Annotated in this window: 18 protein-coding genes; 7 read left to right on the plus strand and 11 right to left on the minus strand. The window is 66.8% G+C overall.

Annotated features, from left to right (window positions below):
* The 4 genes from VG899_16180 to VG899_16195 all read right to left on the minus strand — a co-directional run.
* The coding region (locus tag VG899_16180; GenBank protein HWA67902.1) for a hypothetical protein at nucleotides 1-191 on the minus strand (191 nt) is incomplete at its 3' end.
* Between the two features lie 268 nt (nucleotides 192-459).
* Nucleotides 460-1,158, minus strand: a complete 699-nt coding sequence (locus tag VG899_16185) for a TetR/AcrR family transcriptional regulator (protein HWA67903.1) — start codon at nucleotides 1,156-1,158, stop codon at nucleotides 460-462.
* The gene (locus VG899_16190) at nucleotides 1,158-2,000 is read right to left on the minus strand and encodes an enoyl-CoA hydratase (protein ID HWA67904.1); all 843 of its coding nucleotides are present in this window, start codon (nucleotides 1,998-2,000) and stop codon (nucleotides 1,158-1,160) included. Before VG899_16190 ends, VG899_16185 begins: the two co-directional genes overlap by 1 nt.
* A 133-nt stretch (nucleotides 2,001-2,133) precedes the next feature.
* Entirely contained in the window at nucleotides 2,134-3,624 is a 1,491-nt protein-coding gene (locus VG899_16195) for a CoA-acylating methylmalonate-semialdehyde dehydrogenase (GenBank protein ID HWA67905.1), read from the minus strand.
* 115 nt (nucleotides 3,625-3,739) lie between these two features.
* Here VG899_16195 and VG899_16200 point away from each other — a divergent pair, with 115 nt between their 5' ends.
* The 3 genes from VG899_16200 to VG899_16210 all read left to right on the plus strand — a co-directional run bounded on the left by VG899_16200 (nucleotide 3,740) and on the right by VG899_16210 (nucleotide 6,349).
* Complete coding sequence (locus tag VG899_16200) at nucleotides 3,740-4,456, plus strand: TetR/AcrR family transcriptional regulator (GenBank protein HWA67906.1); 717 nt, start codon at nucleotides 3,740-3,742, stop codon at nucleotides 4,454-4,456.
* Between the two features lie 18 nt (nucleotides 4,457-4,474).
* The gene (locus tag VG899_16205) at nucleotides 4,475-5,269 is read left to right on the plus strand and encodes an SDR family oxidoreductase (protein ID HWA67907.1); all 795 of its coding nucleotides are present in this window, start codon (nucleotides 4,475-4,477) and stop codon (nucleotides 5,267-5,269) included.
* Between the two features lie 90 nt (nucleotides 5,270-5,359).
* Entirely contained in the window at nucleotides 5,360-6,349 is a 990-nt protein-coding gene (locus tag VG899_16210) for a dihydrodipicolinate synthase family protein (GenBank protein ID HWA67908.1), read from the plus strand.
* Here VG899_16210 and VG899_16215 read toward each other — a convergent pair.
* From VG899_16215 to VG899_16230, 4 genes are read right to left on the minus strand one after another with little or no spacing between them, the layout of a single operon-like run.
* Nucleotides 6,336-7,187: an SDR family oxidoreductase gene (locus VG899_16215; GenBank protein ID HWA67909.1), complete on the minus strand. Its 852-nt coding sequence runs from the start codon at nucleotides 7,185-7,187 to the stop codon at nucleotides 6,336-6,338. The two genes, VG899_16210 and VG899_16215, sit on opposite strands and share 14 nt — an antisense overlap.
* 41 nt (nucleotides 7,188-7,228) lie before the next feature.
* Complete coding sequence (locus VG899_16220; protein ID HWA67910.1) at nucleotides 7,229-8,401, minus strand: acyl-CoA dehydrogenase family protein; 1,173 nt, start codon at nucleotides 8,399-8,401, stop codon at nucleotides 7,229-7,231.
* Nucleotides 8,401-9,432, minus strand: a complete 1,032-nt coding sequence (locus tag VG899_16225) for an acyl-CoA dehydrogenase family protein (GenBank protein ID HWA67911.1) — start codon at nucleotides 9,430-9,432, stop codon at nucleotides 8,401-8,403. The genes VG899_16220 and VG899_16225 overlap by 1 nt, the downstream gene beginning before the upstream one ends.
* Nucleotides 9,429-10,643, minus strand: coding sequence for a CoA transferase (locus VG899_16230; GenBank protein HWA67912.1), 1,215 nt, complete (start codon nucleotides 10,641-10,643; stop codon nucleotides 9,429-9,431). The genes VG899_16225 and VG899_16230 overlap by 4 nt, the downstream gene beginning before the upstream one ends.
* A 149-nt stretch (nucleotides 10,644-10,792) precedes the next feature.
* Between VG899_16230 and VG899_16235 the strand changes: the two genes are divergently transcribed.
* Together VG899_16235 and VG899_16240 are read left to right on the plus strand one after the other, a co-directional pair.
* The gene (locus VG899_16235) at nucleotides 10,793-11,995 is read left to right on the plus strand and encodes a cytochrome P450 (protein ID HWA67913.1); all 1,203 of its coding nucleotides are present in this window, start codon (nucleotides 10,793-10,795) and stop codon (nucleotides 11,993-11,995) included.
* A gap of 12 nt (nucleotides 11,996-12,007) precedes the next feature.
* Complete coding sequence (locus tag VG899_16240; protein HWA67914.1) at nucleotides 12,008-13,606, plus strand: class I adenylate-forming enzyme family protein; 1,599 nt, start codon at nucleotides 12,008-12,010, stop codon at nucleotides 13,604-13,606.
* Between the two features lie 15 nt (nucleotides 13,607-13,621).
* Here the strand turns inward: VG899_16240 and VG899_16245 are convergent, their stop codons facing one another.
* Nucleotides 13,622-14,371, minus strand: coding sequence for an alpha/beta hydrolase (locus VG899_16245; protein HWA67915.1), 750 nt, complete (start codon nucleotides 14,369-14,371; stop codon nucleotides 13,622-13,624).
* Between the two features lie 12 nt (nucleotides 14,372-14,383).
* The gene (locus tag VG899_16250; protein HWA67916.1) at nucleotides 14,384-16,045 is read right to left on the minus strand and encodes an OB-fold domain-containing protein; all 1,662 of its coding nucleotides are present in this window, start codon (nucleotides 16,043-16,045) and stop codon (nucleotides 14,384-14,386) included.
* A gap of 81 nt (nucleotides 16,046-16,126) precedes the next feature.
* Between VG899_16250 and VG899_16255 the strand changes: the two genes are divergently transcribed.
* A complete protein-coding gene (locus VG899_16255) occupies nucleotides 16,127-16,879 on the plus strand; it encodes an SDR family oxidoreductase (protein HWA67917.1) in 753 nt (250 codons plus the stop codon).
* A gap of 32 nt (nucleotides 16,880-16,911) precedes the next feature.
* Nucleotides 16,912-17,760, plus strand: a complete 849-nt coding sequence (locus VG899_16260; protein HWA67918.1) for an acyl-CoA thioesterase domain-containing protein — start codon at nucleotides 16,912-16,914, stop codon at nucleotides 17,758-17,760.
* Here the strand turns inward: VG899_16260 and VG899_16265 are convergent.
* A partial coding sequence (locus VG899_16265) for an amidohydrolase (GenBank protein HWA67919.1) occupies nucleotides 17,757-18,043 on the minus strand: 287 nt, incomplete at its 5' end. The genes VG899_16260 and VG899_16265 overlap by 4 nt on opposite strands.

An 18,043-nucleotide genomic window follows, 5' to 3' on the forward strand; every position in this document is an offset into this window, starting at 1 on the left:
CTGAACAGCGCCTGCACCGCTTCCGGACCCGGGTTGTCCGTACCGGGAAGCGGTCCGGTGAGTCCGCTGACGTTGCCGAACGTGATCGATGTCGCAGTGACGCCCTTGTCCGATGCAGTGTTCCCTGCCGCGCTGGGACAGGCAGCGGCCTCAGACTGCGGGGTGAGACTGAACGAGGCCGGGCTGGACACGGCTGGCTTCGTCGTCTCAGTAGAGGGCCGCGGTCCCCCCGCGCTGCTCGACGCAACGACACCGGTCACCGGCGACTGGGTCACGACCCCAGGTGCGGTTCCCAAGCCTGGACTGGTCGAGGCCCCCAGTGTGGGTGTGACGCCAGGACTCGTCGCTGCCGCTTGGCTACCAAGCCCGTCCGCCACTCCCGCAGGGGGAACCCTCGCTCCGCACGCTGCGATGAGAACGACGCTCAGCCCGAGGAGGGCGGCCGTCGCCTTTCGCCCGTCAGACACTCGCACTCACCTCACGCGTCTCGGTGACCCGCAGAGGCTGCGCGCAGAAGATCCACAGCTCTTCGGCGGTGACGCTGTCGCCGAGATTCGGCGTGAGGATCTGGGCGTGGACGGCAGCGATGACGCAGTTGTGGATCAGGCGGGCGTTTTGGGCCGCGCCGAGTGGACTGTCCGTTCGCTCCGCTGCCGCCGCCACCTCGAGCAGCTCGGTCAGCAGCTCGATCTGGGGTCGAACCGCCCGCTCCAGACTCTCCGGACGTGTCTCGGCCAGCCGTAGCGAGAACGTGGTGAGAGCACGCGCGGCCGGTCGGTTCGATGCAGTCATCTCCTGCAGCCCGTACACGTAGGCGCGAACCGCATCGAGCGGATCGCTTTGCGCCGCGCAAAGCGCGCGAAGGCGGGGAACGACCTGCGAGGCGACGACCGTTTCGTAGACCGCGACGAGGAGGTTCTCCTTGCTCTCGAAGAAGCTGTAGAAGGACCGGGTCGACATCCGCGAGCGGTCGACGATCTCCTGCACCGTGAAGTCGGTACCGGCCTGTTCGGTCATCAGCTCGATCGCCGCGTCCACGAACCCTTGGAGTCGCTGCTGCGCGCGCAATCGGGCTTTCTGCAGCGAGCGGTCGACCGTCTGGCGCTTCCATTCCGGCACGTCGTCGGGCAGCCCGCCTGGGACGGTGAGCGCGGCCATCAGTCGGTTTGGGGCGCAGCGCGATCCGCCTGTTGCGCCTTCATCGCCGCAAGGTTCGCCATCACAGAGGTCGCGCCACCGGTATGCGCGATCGCTCGCGCGTGCCCGAGATGGTGGACATCGAAGTTGGTGGCGATCGAGTTCGAGAATCCCATCTGATCCACGGCGCTGTTGATCGCTCGCTTGGCAAGCCGTACCGCCCAGGGATCCATGCTCGCGATCTTGGTGGCCAGCTCCATCGTGTGAGGGGTGAGCTGATCAAGCGGAACGACGTCATTCACCATTCCGCACTGCTGGGCCTCGACCGCCGTGATTGAGGAGGCGGTGAAGAGGATCCGCTTGGCGCGTCGCGGCCCGAACTCCCAAGGGTGAGCGAAGAACTCGATGCCAGGCATGCCCATGAGACCGACCGGGTCGGAGAACTGCGCGTTGTCAGCGGCGACGATGAGGTCGCAGGGCCAGCACAGCATCAACCCGGCAGCGATGCACTTGCCCTGAACCGCCGCGATCGACGGCTTGACGAGGTCTCTCCATCGCCGGGCGAAGTGCAGATACCCGCGCTCCTCCCAGTCGAAGTAGGTATCGACCGTCAGCGCCCCGTCGACGCGCTGTGGGCCGAGCGCCGGGTCGCCGCCACCCGTCATGTCATGACCGGCTGAGAAGTGCTTTCCCTCAGAACGGAGCACCACGACCCGGACGTCGCGGTCGGCGTCGCTCGCAGTCCAGGCAGCATCGAGCTCATGCAGCACCTGCGGCGACTGGGCGTTGGCCGTCTCGGGTCGGTCCAACGTGATCACGGCAATGCCTTCGGCGACGTCATAACGCACGAACTCGGCGTCCACGCTCACTCCTTCGGAAGCGCATCGGCACCCGGGAACCAGAACTGTTCAATGAGGAGAACCGTACTTTCCCAGATGGGATACAGCAAGGTACCCATATGCAAACGCAACGCGCCGCCACTCGGGCCGCAGAGGGCTACCGGGTACGAGGGAAGCCGAGGTCGACCGTTGACTCGGCCGGGTCAGGCCACCGGGTGGTCACGACTTTGCCCCGGGTGTAGAAGTTGATCCCTTCCGGGCCATACATGTGCTGGTCGCCGAACAGAGATGCCTTCCAACCACCAAAGGAGTAATAAGCAACCGGCACCGGGATAGGCACGTTGACTCCGACCATCCCGACCGCCACGTCGTAGGCGAAGGCGCGCGCCGCACCTCCGTCACGGGTAAAGATGGCGACCCCGTTGGCGTACGGATTGCTGTTGATCAACGTGATGGCCTCGTCGTAGGTATCGACCCGCGCGACGCTCAGAACCGGTCCGAAGATCTCGTCGCGGTACACCGACATGTCGCTAGTGACGTGGTCGAGCAGAGTGGCGCCGAGGAAGAACCCGCGCGGCGGCAGGTCGACATCACGTCCATCGACGACCGCGACCGCCCCGTCGTCGATGCCGGCGGCAACGTATCCCGCTACTCGCTCGCGGTGCTCGGCGCTGATCAGCGGCCCCACATCGACGTCGGCGTCGGCACCGTCACCGATCCGAAGCTTGGGCAGTCTGGCGGCGACGGCATCGACCAGCCGATCGCCGATGTCACCAACCGCGACAAGGACGGAGACCGCCATGCAACGCTCGCCGGCGGATCCATAGGCCGCCGAGACCGCCGCATCGGCCGCCATCTCGACGTCGGCGTCAGGGAGCACCACCATGTGGTTCTTTGCGCCGCCGAGTGCCTGCACCCGTTTGCCCGCTGCGGTTGCGCTCTCGAAGATGTGCCTTGCGGTCGGGGTGGATCCGACGAAGCTGACCGCTGCGATTCCGGGATGCCGGACGAGTGCGTCGACGGTGTGTCGGTCGCCGTGAAGGACGGTGAAGACGCCGTCAGGCAGTCCGGCATCGCGCCAGAGCTCCGCCAGCAGAAGTGAGGCGGAGGGATCCTTCTCGCTCGGCTTGAGAATGAACGTGTTACCGGTGGCGATGGCGTTCGCGCACATCCACAGGGGCACCATGACGGGGAAGTTGAACGGAGTAATGCCGGCAACGACGCCGAGCGGCTGACGCACCGAGTGGACGTCAACACCGGTGGAGGCTTGTTCGGAAAACCCGCCCTTCAGCAGGCTGGGCACGCCGGTGGCGTACTCGACGTTCTCCAGTCCGCGCGCGACCTCGCCCTGCGCGTCGTTGGTCACCTTGCCGTGTTCTCGAGTGACGACGGCAGCCAGCTCGTCCTGATGGCCGCTTAGCAGCTCCCGGAAGGCGAACAGCACGTTCGCGCGAGTGGACAGGGAGGCCGCCCGCCACGACCGCGCGGCGTGCTGGGCACTTGCGACTGCGGTGTGAATGAGGTCCGAGCCGGCGAGGGGCAGAACGGCGGTGCGTTCGCCCGACGCGGGGTTGAACACGTCACAGGTGGGCGCCGTTGGATCGTCGAAGGTCTTGCCGTCGATCCAGTGCGGGATTCGAGTCGTGATTGCAGCCTCCGAGTTACGCACGGCCGGTCGGCCAACCCTGTGACCGAAGGATGGCACGAAAGTAGAACGGGGTATCAGCGATGGGAGAACGGGGCTTCCTGAGTAGAGTCATGGCATGCCCAGAGCCAAGGCCGAGTCGAACGATGCGGCTGCAACCGCCTCTGTGGTCGACCAGGTACCGGCATGGCAGCGGCGCAGTATCGAGCGCTCCCTCACCGCTGCCCGCCAGCGGGCACACGCGCGAAGCGACCGGTTCGTGGCGGCGGCACTGGAGCTGCTCGGTGGCGACCAGGGCCGCGACTTCACGGTCCAAGACGTCGTCGACCGTTCCGATATGTCGATCCGCACCTTCTACAGCTACTTCGACGGCAAGGACAGCCTGCTGCTCGCCGCCTACGAGACGCTGATGTCGAAGCAGGTCGTCCCAATGTTGCGCGAGCGCAGCACCAAGCAAGGCGATCCGATTCGCCGGCTACATGCCGCTATCGACGGGCTGATCGAGATCACGCTGCGCGACCGACAGGTAGCGCGTGGATTGAGCGGCTTCTACTACCGGCTGGCGGAGACGAGGCCACGCGATCTCACCCACGCCTTGGAGCCTCTTCATGGCTTCATCACCGAGTTGCTCGCCGACATCGCCGAGGCAGGCGCCCTGCGGACCGACCTCTCATTGACGGCCGCAGTCAGCCTGCTGCAGGACATGCTCCTCACCAGCGCGCACTCAGCAGCATTCGCCGAGACGCGGACCACTACGACCGACGAGCTGTGGGCGTTCTGCTCGGCCGCGGTCCTTTCGCCGGCGGCGCAGCCGATCAGGTCCACGAAGCGTTAGGACGAGCGGGCGAGATCCATGGACCTGGGTCTGACCGACGCGAGGGCCCTCGTGGTGGGGGGAAGCCGCGGCATGGGGCTCGCGACCGTGCGCTCGCTGTCGGCCGAAGGCTGCCGGGTGGCGATCATCGGGCGAGGGCAGGCCGATGTCGACGCAGCTGCGCAGCTGGCGACCGAGGCGGGCAGCCCGGCCGTTCTCCCGCTTGTCGCGGACGCGACCTCGACGAGCGCCATCACGGAAGCCATCGAAGCGGTGTCCCGAGAGTGGGCTGCGCTGAACATCCTGATCTTCGCGGTCGGCCCGGCGGGCGCTGGGCGGATCGAGGAGCTCGACGACGAACGGTGGAGTGTCGCCCTTGACACAGGTGCGCTTTCTGCCGTGCGCGTCGTGCGCGCCGCGCTACCGCTTCTGCGCGCTGCCGACTGGGCTCGAATCGTCACCATCACTGCGATGTCGATCCAGCACCAGTCGCCGTACCTCGTCAGCTACACCGCTGCCAAGAGCGCGCTGCTCAGCCTGACGAAGAACCTCGCGCGAAGCCTCGCTCCGGACGGCATCCTGGTGAACGCGGTGGCGCCGGGGCCGATCCTGTCCGACTGGGTGAGCAGCGCGCTGTCGGGCAGCAGCGTCGACGCGACCGATCCCGCCGCGGCATTTGCCGCGTTGAAGGACAGTCACGGGGTGTCGGCTGATCTCGGCCGGATGGGCCTGGCAGACGAGGTCGCTGCGGTGGTCACCTTCTGCGCCTCGCGCAGGAACGGTTTCATGACCGGCGCGCATCTCAACGTCGACGGCGGCAGCGACTTCGTGTAGTGCGTTGCCCGTCCGCAAACGCTGTTCTACTGTGATGAAAGTGTGATATCCGTCCAGACGACGGCACTCCGCACGCGAAGGAGGTGTGCCGTGGCGCTCGCATCCGAGGCCAAGTCGTGGGCACAAGAGCACCTGCGCGGCAACTGCAGCTCCCTGTACACCCCGTTCTCGGGTCGGGACGGCGATGACATCGACTACGAGGCGTTGCGAGCGTTGGTCCGCCACTGCCTGGGCACCCTCGACCAAGACGGTCTATGGATCAATGGCGGAATCGCGGAGGCCTGGGCGCTGACCACCGAGGAGCTGATGTCGGTGATGCGCGCCGCAATCGAGACCGCGCGCGAGGTCAAGCCGACGGCGCTGATCCAGGTCATGTCGAGCACGGACACGGCGAAGCAGTGTGTCGAGCTGACGCTTTATGCGCAGGAGCTGGGAGCGGACATCTGCTACGTGCTGACGCCGTACTTCGAATGCGCCGGCAAGGCCGGCGTCTACGAGTACCTGCGCTACGTCGCGAGCCGGACGGACATCGCGCTCGGCTACTTCAACTCGTCCGCGACGGGATTGATCCTCACTCCGGAGGAGTGTGTCGACCTCTACCGATCGATACCCGCGGTATGCGGCCTGAAGAACGGCGTCTTTGACCCGGAGCACAGCCTGGCTGTGCATCGGCTCGCGCCGGAGATGGTGGTCTGGGAGGCGATGGACGAGGCCGGGATCCGGCTCGGCATCCCCCACCCTGGCGCCCTCGGAGCAGCGCTCTACCTCTATGAGACGCCAGACCAGCTGCTGTACCGGGAGCACCGACAGCTACTTCTGGAAGGTGACTTCGAGCTGGCGACGAAGTTCGCGGAGGAGTCGGGTCTGCTCGCGATACGAGCGGCCACCAAACGGTTCCAGGCCCATCCGGCGCGACCCGATGCGTTCACGCATTGGGGGGCCGGTTTCAAGTTCGGGGCGTCCCTGCTCGGTCTTCCGACCGGCAGCTTCAGCCACCGTCCACCGCAGACCGCATTTCCGGACGAGCTCGGCGAGCCACTACGCGATGCCTACACCGCGGCAGGCTTCATCCCCGCATAAGCTCCGGCCCCGACGCTAGATGCCGACCAGCGCCGACGAGCCCACCATCGACCCGCAGATCGCAACCTGAGATGAAGCCGGCTGCGCTCGAGCAAAGAAAGGCCGCGGCGTTCGCGATGTCCGCGGCCTGCCCGGGTAGCGCCCCCGCGCCGGCCCGCTTGACCGGCGTGAAGTCGATCATCAGCTTCATGATCTCCTGATGCTCGAGCTCATGGCGGCCCATCGGCGTATCAATCAGACCAGGCGAGATCGACACCAGTCGCCCGCCGCGCCGACCCCAATCAAGGGAGAGCCGCTCACACAGCCGCATGACGCCACGCTTCGCCAGGACGTACCCGGTATCCGGGTCAATCTCCCCGCCGAGCGCTCGGTCGACGTCGTCCAGAAACGTCCGCGCCAGCGGCTCGTCGAGGAGGGCATCGGCGGCCAACCCTGCGTCGCTGTAGCCGGCGATCGATCCGATGCAGACAGCGGCGCTGCCTACGCCGACGAGCGGGTCGAGCGCCGCGATGACTCGCGCGGTCCCGACCAGATCGACGTCGAGGACCTGGCGTCCGCTCGCCATCGTTGGAGAGATCCCCGCAGTGTGCACCAATGACCTGAAGGGACCCAGGGACCTGATCGTCGCGGCCAGCTCATCGACGTCGGCTTGTCTGGTGACGTCGCAGACGAGGGTGTGCACCGGGGCGCCGGTTGCCTTCAACTCACGCGCTGCAGCGGCTAGATCGGCTGCGCGGACGTCGACCAGAACCACTGCGTCAGCGTCGGAGAGCTTGCGCGCGCAGGCAATGCCCATCGCGCCCGCCCCACCGGTGATGACGACGACGCCGTCAGCCATGTGTGCTCCCCTTCATCGCGCCAGCACTGGCATCGGTTGGATCATGCCTGAGTTGTCCGAGGTCGGCTGCGCGGAAGACCGAGGCGCTGCTCGGCGATCAAGCTCCTCAAAACCTCGCTCGAGCCGCCGTAGATGGTGCTGGCGACAGCGCTTCGAAAGTGGTACTCGAACGATCCGCCCGACACGGCTTCGTCGTCTGACCACGCGATCATCGCGGCGGGCCCGACCATGTCGATGACGGCCGCTGCCCATGCGACGTAGCTCTCCGGTCCGAACAGCGCCGCATGCGGTCCAGGCTTGCCGCCGATCTGCTCGATGAACGCCACCCGGTGTCCGAGCAGCTCAGCCACCTCGGCATCGATCGCGAACCGGGCCAGTCGTTCGCGGACCGCAGGCGAGTCGATCATTCGGCGACCGGAGCGGTCTGGGGTCTGCGCCCAGGCAAGCGCAGTGTTGAACAGCTGCGTGGTTTTCGACGCAGGCGCGATGTTCTGCTCGGCCTCAAGCGCGACGCGCATCACGCGCAGGCCGTCGTTGACGTCGCCGACCCGATAGAAGTCACTGACCCGCACGTCTTTGTAGAAGACGATGTTGGTTCGCTCGTATCCCATCGTCCGCACGGCTTGGCGCTCGATTCCCGGGGTGTCCATCGGCACCAAGAACATGGTCAGGCCACGTGGGCCATGCGACTCAGGATCGGTCCTAGTCAGCAGGAAGCAGAAGTCGGCGAGGTGGGCGAAGGTGGTGAACATCTTCTGGCCGTTGATCACCCAGCTATCACCGTCGGCGACTGCCTTGGTGCGGCACGCGAAGACGTCGGAGCCACCTTCGGGCTCGGTGTAGCCGAGGCAGATCAGCGTCTCGCCCGCGGCAACGCCCGGAAGAATCCGCTGCTTGAGCGGCTCCGACGCGAGCGCCCGGATCGCGTTCGCAGGAAGCATCGTGGTGCCTTGACCGATGGTAGGACCGCCCGCGAGCCGAATGGTCGCCGCGATGATGCTGGCCTCGAAGCCGTCGAGTCCCGCGCCGCCCTCGGCCACCGGCCAAGTCGCCGCGATCCAGCCGCGTTGGCCGAGCGCACGCAGGAGGGGCCGGCTGACGCCATCCCCCGTGGCGAGCTCCTCACGAATCATGTCGTCGGTGACATGCTCGGCAACGAACGCCTCAGCTTCGGCGCGGATCGCGGACCAGTTCTCGGGCTCGGCGAAGTCCATCAACTCACGTCCCCTGCCATGTCGGCGAGCACGGGTCCGAACCGTCGGTCGGCGAGGCCGTGGAGCTCGAGCTGAGGGTCGGCAAAGATGGTTTGCCATGCCTTTGATCGCCGGAAGTACAGCTGGATGTCGTACTCCGCCATGAACCCGTAGCCACCGTGGATGTGAAGACTGTGCTGTGCCGCGAAGCACGCGGTCTGCCCGGCGAAGATGAAGGCCATCGATGCCAGCGATGGTGCGGTCGCATGCCGCGAAGCGGCCGCCCAGCATGCCTTCCAGGTCAGTAGCTGCGCTCCGTCTGTGGCAACGATCGCGTCCGCCAGTGGATGCGCGACGGCCTGGTAGCCGCCGATCGGCAGTCCGAACGCGCGGCGCACGCGTGCGTACGCCGCACCGATCTCGATCGCCTCGAAGGACAGCCCGACGAGCAGCGCCGATCGCAGGATCCGAACTTCGTCACAGGCGACGTCGAATGACTGTCGCGCCCGCGAGCCGACAGCCAGCTCGGTGACCTCGGTCGCATCGTGCCATCGCGCCATCGGCAGCGAGCCGGCGTTCGTCAAGTGCCTGACGACGGCGGGGCGAGCGAGGACGACGAGGCGCTCACCGTCGAGTGCGATGACGTAGTCGGCGACCGCGCCGTCCGCGAGAATTTGATCCGCCAGGGACGCGGTGCCGGTGGCGAGCGACACCAACTTGGCGCCGCTCATCGACTCCTCGAGGAGGTCTCGCGCTTCGAACTCGGCGAGCAGGCGAACGGAGGCCAGCACCTCGGCGATCGGAATGGAGGCGAGCCGGCGACCGGCCTCCTCAGCAAGCAGAACGAGCTCGAGAAGGCCGGCGCCCGCACCGCCCAGACCTTCCGGGACCGCGATGCCGAGAGCGCCGGTGCCGATCAGCTGTGCCCATAGCGCGGGGTCGTAGCCGAGCGGCTCGGCGGCTCGGATCCGCTCCGGCGTCGACTCGTTGGCGAACAGATCGGCGAAGAGCTCCCGCACCGCCATCTGCTCGGCGCTGAGGTCGAGGTTCACGTGATGACCGCTTTGTCCTTCAAGGCGAGCAGTTCGTCCCATGTCAGCCCGAGATCGAGAAACACCGCCTCGGTGTGTTCGCCGAGCTCGGGAGCACGGTCGGCGGTCGGCGGTCGCTCGTCGAACTGAACCGGGTTGCATACGAGCTCGAAGTCGGCGCCGCCGGCGCTGGTCACGGTGCGGATCATGCCGTTGGCGTGGACCTGCGGGTCGTCGTGCACCTCGATCGGCAGCTGATACACCGCCCACGGGCCTTCTTGGTCCTCGAGCAGCCCCACGCACTCGTCGAGAGTGCGCGCTGCGAACTCGGCATCGAGCTCCGCGACGCACGCCGCGCTGTTCTCCCAGCGCGACTTGGCGTCGACGAACCGCGGGTCGCTGACCAGTTCCGTGCGGCCGAACGCCTCGCACAGCCGCGACCAGTACCGGTCGGACTCGAGCATGACGAGCTGCAGGGTCCGGTCGTCCTTTGTCTTATAAGCGCTGACGATCGGATTGGACACCTTGGAGCGGTCCGGGCGGGGCAGCTCGCCGGTGACCCCATTGATCTTCGCCAGCACAATGTGCGGCGAGATGTTCCACAGCCCGTAGGACAGCAGCGAGACGTCGACGACCGACGGCTCCCCGGTCGTTGCCCGAGCAAACAGCGCCGCGGCGACGCCGCCGGCGATCGTCTGCGCGCCGGCAAGGTCACCGAACGCGATCGGCTGTGCGCGCGGGTACTCATCGCCCCGGCTGACGACCGCGCCGATCCCGGTCCGCGCCCAGAACGACGTGGCGTCATACCCACCGCGCTCCGCGTCCGGGCCGCGCACACCATTGCCGCTTCCCCGGACGTAGATCAGGTTCGGATTGACCGCCCGCAGATCCTCGACGTCGAGACCGAGCCGCCGCCGGGCGGCCGGAAGGAAGTTGGTGAGAAAGACGTCTGCCCCCGCGACGAGGCGAAGGAGAAGCTCCCGACCCTCGTCCGAGGCGAGGTCCAGACCCACGCTGCGCTTGCCGCGGTTGGGGATCTCCATCATGAAGTCAACGCCCTTGGTGGAGACCATCCCCCCGGCGGACAGCCCGCGCTGCGGATCGCCGTGCAGCGGGTGCTCGATCTTGATGACGTCCGCGCCCCACTCGGCAAGCACGGCGCCGGCGGCCGGAACGAACGTCCACGCCGCTACCTCGATGACACGAACGCCAGCGAGCGGCCGATACGTCACCGGTCCCACGTCTCCTTCGGAGCCAGCGGGCCCGCTTGACCCCTTCGCAGGGCAGGAGAATAATGTTCTTGCCTGAGTACAGTCAAGGACTACTCAGCATGCAGTGGGATGCGACTTACGCCGCCGCGAGGCCTGCCTGAGGGAGCACGTTGCCGCAGAACCTGCTGGAGTTCGACCCGTTCTCTGAGACGTTCTTCGACGACCCGTACGAGGTCTATGCGGACCTTCGGGACAACGCTCCGCTCTACTTCAACGAGCAGTACGAGTTCTACGCATTGTCGAGGTACCACGATGTGGTGGCCGCGCATGGTGACACCGACCGGCTGCGCAGCTCATACGGCGTGACCCTCGACATGCTGATGGCCAAGCAGCAGGTCGACCTGAACATGCTGATCCTGATGGATCCGCCGAGGCACACCCAGCAACGACAGCTGGTCAGTCAGGTCTTCAAACGACGCAACGTCGCGAACCTCGAGCCGCTCGTCACCCAAACCGTGATCGACTTCGTCGATGATCTCGATGGTCGCAACAGCTTCGACCTCGTCGCTGACTTCGCGGCGTTGTTCCCGGTCGAGGTGATCTCCGCGATGCTCGGTGTGCCGAAAGCAGATCGGCAGCTGGTGCGTCATCGCATCGACGTCTCCCTAGCCCGACGTCCCGGAAACCCCGGGCCGACCGAAGAGGGCATCGTCGCCAGCCTCGAGACCGCCGAATACTTTCTGGAGCTCATCAAGGCCAAACGCAAGCACCCTGACGACCTGATCATCAGCAAGCTGATCGACGCCGTGATCGTGGATGACGACGGGACTGAGCGCCGCCTCACAGACGACGAGGTCGCTAGCTTCTCTCTCCTGATCGGCGCCGCCGGCAGCGAGACGGTGACGAAGCTGATCGGCAACGGCGCCGTCCTGTTCGACCAGCATCGCGACCAGTGGAGGCAGGTGCTTGAGGACGAGTCGCGGATTCCGGCGGCGGTCGAGGAGATACTGCGGTTCCACCCGCCGTCGCAGTACCAGGGTCGATTCGCGGTCGAGGACATCGAGCTCGCTGCGGGCACGATCCCCGGGAACTCGCCCGTGCTCTTGCTGACCGGCGCCGCGACCCGGGATCCGCGGGCATACGACAAACCCGATGTATTCGACATCGCTAGAGGCGGCGGGTTCACCACACTCGCTTTCGGCTACGGCTCGCACAGTTGCCTCGGTGCATGGCTCGCGCGCCTGGAAAGCCGGGTCGCGTTCATGGAGATCCGTCGCCGGTGGCCGAACTACAGCGTTGACCACGACGGCCTGAAGCGAGTGAACATGGTGAATGTCGCCGGCTACTCGAACGTCCCGGTTAGCGCCCGTTAGGAGGCCAGGGCCTTGACCACCGACGGCCTGCCGGACGAGCTCGCGGACCTGCCCGCCACCATCCCGGCCGCCCTCGCGCGGCGGCTCGACACGCCCGACGACGACTTCGTGATCGGCAAGGACTTCCGGTTGAGCTTCGGCACGGCCGACGCCGACAGCGCGCGTCTCGCCGGCCAGCTCCTCGCCGCCGGAGTAGGCAAGGGAACGCGGCTAGGCTTGCTGTACGCCAACGACCCGTCGTGGGTGACTGTCTGGCTCGCGGCTACGAGGATCGGCGCGCTGACCGTGCCGTTGTCCACGTTCTCCCCTGGTCCGGAGCTCGCCCGGACGGTTCGGCACACAGATGTCGCGGCGATCATGACGGCGTCGACATTCGGCGGCGAGTCGCTCATCGACCGTCTTGAGCTCGCCTTCCCCGCACTTGCTGAGTCGGGCCCGGACCTCGAGATCCCTGACGCGCCGTACCTGCGCTGGGCAAGGGTCGAGGACGGTGCGCCGATCTGGTCACGACAGCTGCCGGATCCCGTGTCGCCCACCATCGTCGCGGCAGCCGAGGGTGCAGTGGCGCCGGCGGATCCACTCGTGGTGATCAGCACATCGGGGTCGACGTCGGCGCCGAAGTCGGTGGTCCACACCCATGGGTCGCTGATCCGGCACGCCGCGCTGCTGGCGCGACGGCGCGGCCTCACCTGCGCCGACCGGATCTATTCACCGATGCCGTTTTTCTGGGTCGGCGGCCTCACGATGGTCCTGCTCGCGGCGCTCACCTCCGGTGCCGCGGCGCTCGTGCAGGAGCGCTTCGACCCCGAGGAGGCTCTCGAGCTGTCCGAGCGCGAACGTGCCACCCAGATCTCGTGCTGGCCCAACGCGGCGCTCGCGATGACCAAACATCCGAGCTTCGCCCTTCGAGATCTCTCCAGCGTTCGCGGCGGGACCCTGACGGCTGCCTTGCCGGAGATGTACCGCCCGCCGTCCGCGGACCGCGCACCGATGCCACTCGGGATGACCGAGACCGGCGGTCCGCACACATCCGCGGACGATCCGTATCTGCCACTGCCTGAGCACCTGCGCGGAACATACGGACGTACTCTGCCGGGCTTCGAGCATCAGGTTGTTGAGCCCAACGAGATCGGCGTCGGCGAGCTGCTCGTACGCGGTCCCCTCGTCATGGACTCCATATACAAAAAGGAGAGGCACGAGACTTTCACCGCAGACGGCTGGTACCGAACGGGCGATCTCGGCTCGTTCGACGACGAGGGCTATCTGAGGTTCACCGGGCGCAAGACCGCGACGATCAAGTCCGGTGGGTCGAACGTCGCGCCGGGCGAGGTCGAGGCCGTGCTGACCGCTATCGATGGCGTCCGGGAGTGCTTCGTCTTCGGCGTTCCAGCCGACGAACGCGGTGAGGACGTTGCCGCCGTCGTGATCGTAGATGCCGCGACGCAGCTCGATGCCGACAAGATCACGGTGTTGGCGCGAGAGTCCTTGTCGGGCTACAAGGTGCCCAGGCAAATCAAGGTCACCCGGTCAGAGGCGCTGCCTCTGCTTCCGACCGGCAAGGTCGACATGACAGCCGTGCGAAGCTGGCTGGCAGCGGACGCCGGCGAGTAACGGTCTGTCACCTCCTCAGGGCGAGACCTCGCTGAGGAAGTCAGCGACGACGCGATGGACTTCGTCGGGGTGGTCCTTGTGAACGGCATGGGCTCCCCCGTTAATCTCGACGATTCGCGCGTTCGCGTTGGCGCCGACGAACAGCTGCGCCTGACGGATCCGGCGCGGGTCGTCCGATGAACCGTGGATGAGCAGGATCGGGCAGGTCAGCACCGCAAGGTCCTCGAGCGGGATGAAGACCCGCTCCGCGTGGCGCACCCACAGCTCCTGCATGACCTCAACCCAGTGGTCAGGCCCGTGACGCTCAGTGTGCAGATCGCGTAGCTCCCGCGGCCACCCGCGTTCGAGCCGGTCCCGCGATGGCACCTCTGCCTTGGCGGCGTCCACCGACTTCGTCGTCCCGAGCCCCGGGCTTATCAGCACGAGGCTCGCGGGCAGGTCGGGGTGGTGCAGCGCGAGGCGCAGTGCCACCTCTGCGCCGAAGGAGAACCCGATCAGGTGGGGATTGCCGAGATCCTCGTGCTGGACCAGCGCACGTAGATCCTCCTCGATCAGCTCGAGCGCCAGCTCGCCCTTGCGGTGGTCGCTCTTACCGTGTCCCCTCAGGTCCGGGATTACCACTCGATGGGTCCCCGACAACGCGTCGGCAAGCTGCGCCCAGTCGTACGCACCCGACCCGCTGGCACCATGAACGCATAACACCCCCGGCCCGCTGCCGACTGTCTCGTAGTGCAGACGCAGACCATCGTGGTCGTAGGTAGACATGGTTGATCCGCCTCATTCGTGGTCTGTTGTGAACAGCGCACAGCCGCCGGGAGTTCCACCGCCCGTGGTCACCACGGCGACCTCTGCACCGGAGACCTGACGCGCGCCCGCCTGCCCTCGCAGCTGCTGTACGGCCTCATGGATGAAGCCGAAGCCGTGCAGGCGCCCGGCTGAGAGCTGACCTCCGTGAGGGTTCAACGGCAGCTCTCCATCCTTCGCGATTCGGGCGCCTCCCTCCACGAACGCGCCTCCCTCACCGAGCTCGCAGAAGCCGAGCGCCTCGATCCAGCTCAGGCAGTTGAAGGTGAACCCGTCGTAAAGCAGCGCGACGTCGACATCTGCGGGACGCAAGGAGGATCGCCGCCACAGATGCTGCGCGGGCCCGAAGACCTGCGGCTCGTGGGTGAGCGTGCCTTGGTCCCAAGAGAGCCGATCGGTGATCTGCGTCCCAACCGCGTCGACGAGAACCGGGGGCTGCCGGAGATCGCGCGCTGCCTCACGCGCCGAGACGACGATGGCGACGGCGCCGTCGCACGGGACGTCACAGTCGTAGAGACCGAACGGTGTCGACACCAGGCGAGCTGACAGATAGTCATCCATCGTGAGCGGCTCGGTGTAGACCGCGCTCGGGTTCAGCGCCGCGTTCAGGCGGGCGTTCAGGGCGATCGCACCGAGCTGTTCGCGTGTGGTCCCATAGCGCGCAAAATGCTGACTCGCCGCCATGGCAATCCAGTTGGCCGCCGACATGGCGCCAAAGGGCGCACGGAGCTCGGTCATTCCAGAAGCGCGCCCGCCGCCGCGCCCCGATCGCATCGCACCGCTGCGCGCAAGTGCGCTGTAGGAGGACTCCCACACCGTCCGGAAGCACAACACGTGCCGACACAGCCCGGCGGCGACCGCGAGCATCGCCGCGATCACGGCACCCATCTGTCCCGGCGTCTCGGCGCCGCCGTTGATCCATGCCGGCTGCAGTCGTAGCGCCTCGACGAGTGCGGTGACACCGCCCTCACTGAAGCCGCCGGATCCGGCGCCGCCCGGATAGGTCGCGAGCCCGTCGATTTCGTCGAGGGTGAGGCCGGCGTCTTCGACAGCCGCTCGGGCTGCGTCGACCGTGAGTTCGAGCGCCGGTCTCATCAGTCGCCGGCCTACGTTGGAGATGCCGACGCCGGTGATGGCGGCGCGGCTCTCGAACCGCTCGGGCGAGGCGAGGGCAGGGCGTCGAGCGGGAGTCGGATCGGGCACCGCCCAGCCGCGGTCGGGCGCGCCCGTCGGCGCGAACAGCGGCAGCCACACGTCGGCGACCTGCTCGAACTGGACCGCGACCCGAAGTCCGAGACGGACATCGGTCGATGGGCATCCAACGATGTTGGTGGTCAGCCGGATCCGTGGGTCTTCGTCGATCGCGACAACGGCGATCACGTACGGCGGTGGAAGGGCAGGGCTCCACTGCTGATGGTTCTCGGTGCACGCCACGACGACCGCGGCACCGGACACGTCGGCGATCTCCGTGACATAGGACAGGCAGTACGGACACACCGGGGCGACCGGGAACCGCAGCTGCTGACAGTCGCCACAGCGCTGGAAGCGCAGGACGCCGTCGGCGCCGGCTCGCCAGAAGAACTCGTTGTCGGGGCCGACCTGCGGCAGCGGACGTAGAGCAGGCTCGTCGGACACGCGCGACCTCCGGAGCGAAACGAAAGTAAAACGCTCTATGGTGTGAAAGGAGAGTCACATTCTATTTCCTGAGGAGTCCCGGTGTCGCTCGAGGATGGCGATCTTCGCGGGCTTCGCGTCCTGGTGGTGGGCGCGTCGAGCGGGATCGGCCGTGCGATCGCCACGCAGCTCGTTGAGGGTGGCGCGAAGGTCGCGGCCGCAGCCCGGCGAGTAGATCGCGTGCAGGAGATCAGCAACGCGCTGGCCATCTGCTGCGATGTCCGCGATCCACAGGACTGTGACCGCGCGGTGGCCGACTCCGTGGCGCGACTGGGTGGGCTCGACGCCGTCGTCTACGCCGCTGGGATCGGCCCGTTCACTCCGTTGGACGTGTCGGGTCGTGAGGCGTGGCTTGAGGTACTCGAGACCAATCTCATCGGACCGGCTCTGATCACGCGCGCGGCGCTGCCGCATCTGACGCACGACGGCAAGCGCGGTCGAGCGCTGTTCTTGTCCTCCGACGCCGCTGAGCGCTGCTACCCCGGCCTGGTCGCGTACGGCGCCTCCAAGGCCGGGCTCAGCCGGTTCTGTCAGGGACTGCAAGCCGAGTTCCCGGCACTGCGAGTCAGCGACGTGATCGTTGGGCCCACCGGGGACACCGGTGTCTCGGACCACATGGATCCTGACCTGCTCGGCTACTGGGTCGAGCGGTGGTATGCCGAGGGCTGGGTGCGGTTCGCCATGCAGACCTCCGCCGAGGTTGCGGCCGTCGTCATTGACACACTCCGCGCCCGGGAGCCGGCCACCGTGATCCGCGCCCACGGTGGACCGGAGGTCGGCGCACGCCCGCTGTAGCCCGTCATGTCAGACATCAGGAGGGACTACGCGTGTCACCACAAGACAACGTCGTCGACATCCTCGCCTTGGAGCCCACCGGCCCGGGTACCTACCGCGCGGAGAACCTCAGCGACTCACACGGCGTCGTCTACGGCGGGCAGCTACTGGCTCAGCTCACGACGGCGGCCGGGCTCGCGATGCCCGAGCTGTCGGTCAAGTCGGTGCACAACGTCTTCACGCGTGGCGGCGATCCGCAGCGCGCATTGGACGTGCGGGTCGAACATCAGCATTCCGGTCGCTCGTTCGGGACGGTCGCTGTCAGGATCAGCCAGGGCGACCGGCTGTGCTGCACCGCGCTGGTCTTGCTGCATCAGCCCGACGACGATCTGATCCGTCATCAGGCGGAGATGCCGTCCTCACTTGGCCCGGGCAGTGCCAAGCAGACCTCACACACCAGAGGATGGATGGTGCGGATCGACGATGGGGTCGACCTGCTCGACCCCGAGGCCGTCGGGCCCGCGGAGCTCAACGTGTGGAGTCGATTCGACGGTGGTCCTCACGATGCCGAGCGCAGCAAGGCGTTGGTCGCTTATGCCTCGGACGGGTTCCTGATCGGGACGGCGATGCGTCCGCACGCGGGCGTCGGGCAGTCGATGGCACACACGTCGATATCGACAAGCGTGATCACGCAGACCCTCACCTTCCACGCCCCATTCGATGCGGCGGCTTGGCATCTTCTCGCGCACCGAAGCGACTTCGCCGGATTCGGTCGCGCCCACGGATGGGCGAACGTCTTCACCGAAGACGGTCGCCACGTCGCCTCGTACAGCCAAGAGAGCATGGTCCGCCGGTACCCGACCGACCGCGCACCGGCGCCGGGAACCCTGTCGAAGTACTAGGACACCTTCATCAACGTCGACAGCGTGCCGCCCATGATCGAGGCGACCTCGGACGGCGAGAATCCGTCGAGATGGTCGACGTAGCTCAGCGGGTCGGCGAGCCCTTCGGGATGGGGGAAGTCCGAGCCGTAGACGATGTGCTCGAGGGGGACGGATTTCGCCAGCTCACGGACGTCGTCCTCCCAGAACGGGTTGATGTACACGCACCGGTGAACGGCATCGACCGGGTGCTCGGCGAACTCCTGCGGCATCTTCTTGTACGTCGCCGCAAGCGTGCGAATCA

This window comes from Mycobacteriales bacterium, from assembly GCA_035550055.1.
Classification (GTDB): Bacteria; Actinomycetota; Actinomycetes; order JAFAQI01; family JAFAQI01; genus DASZTV01.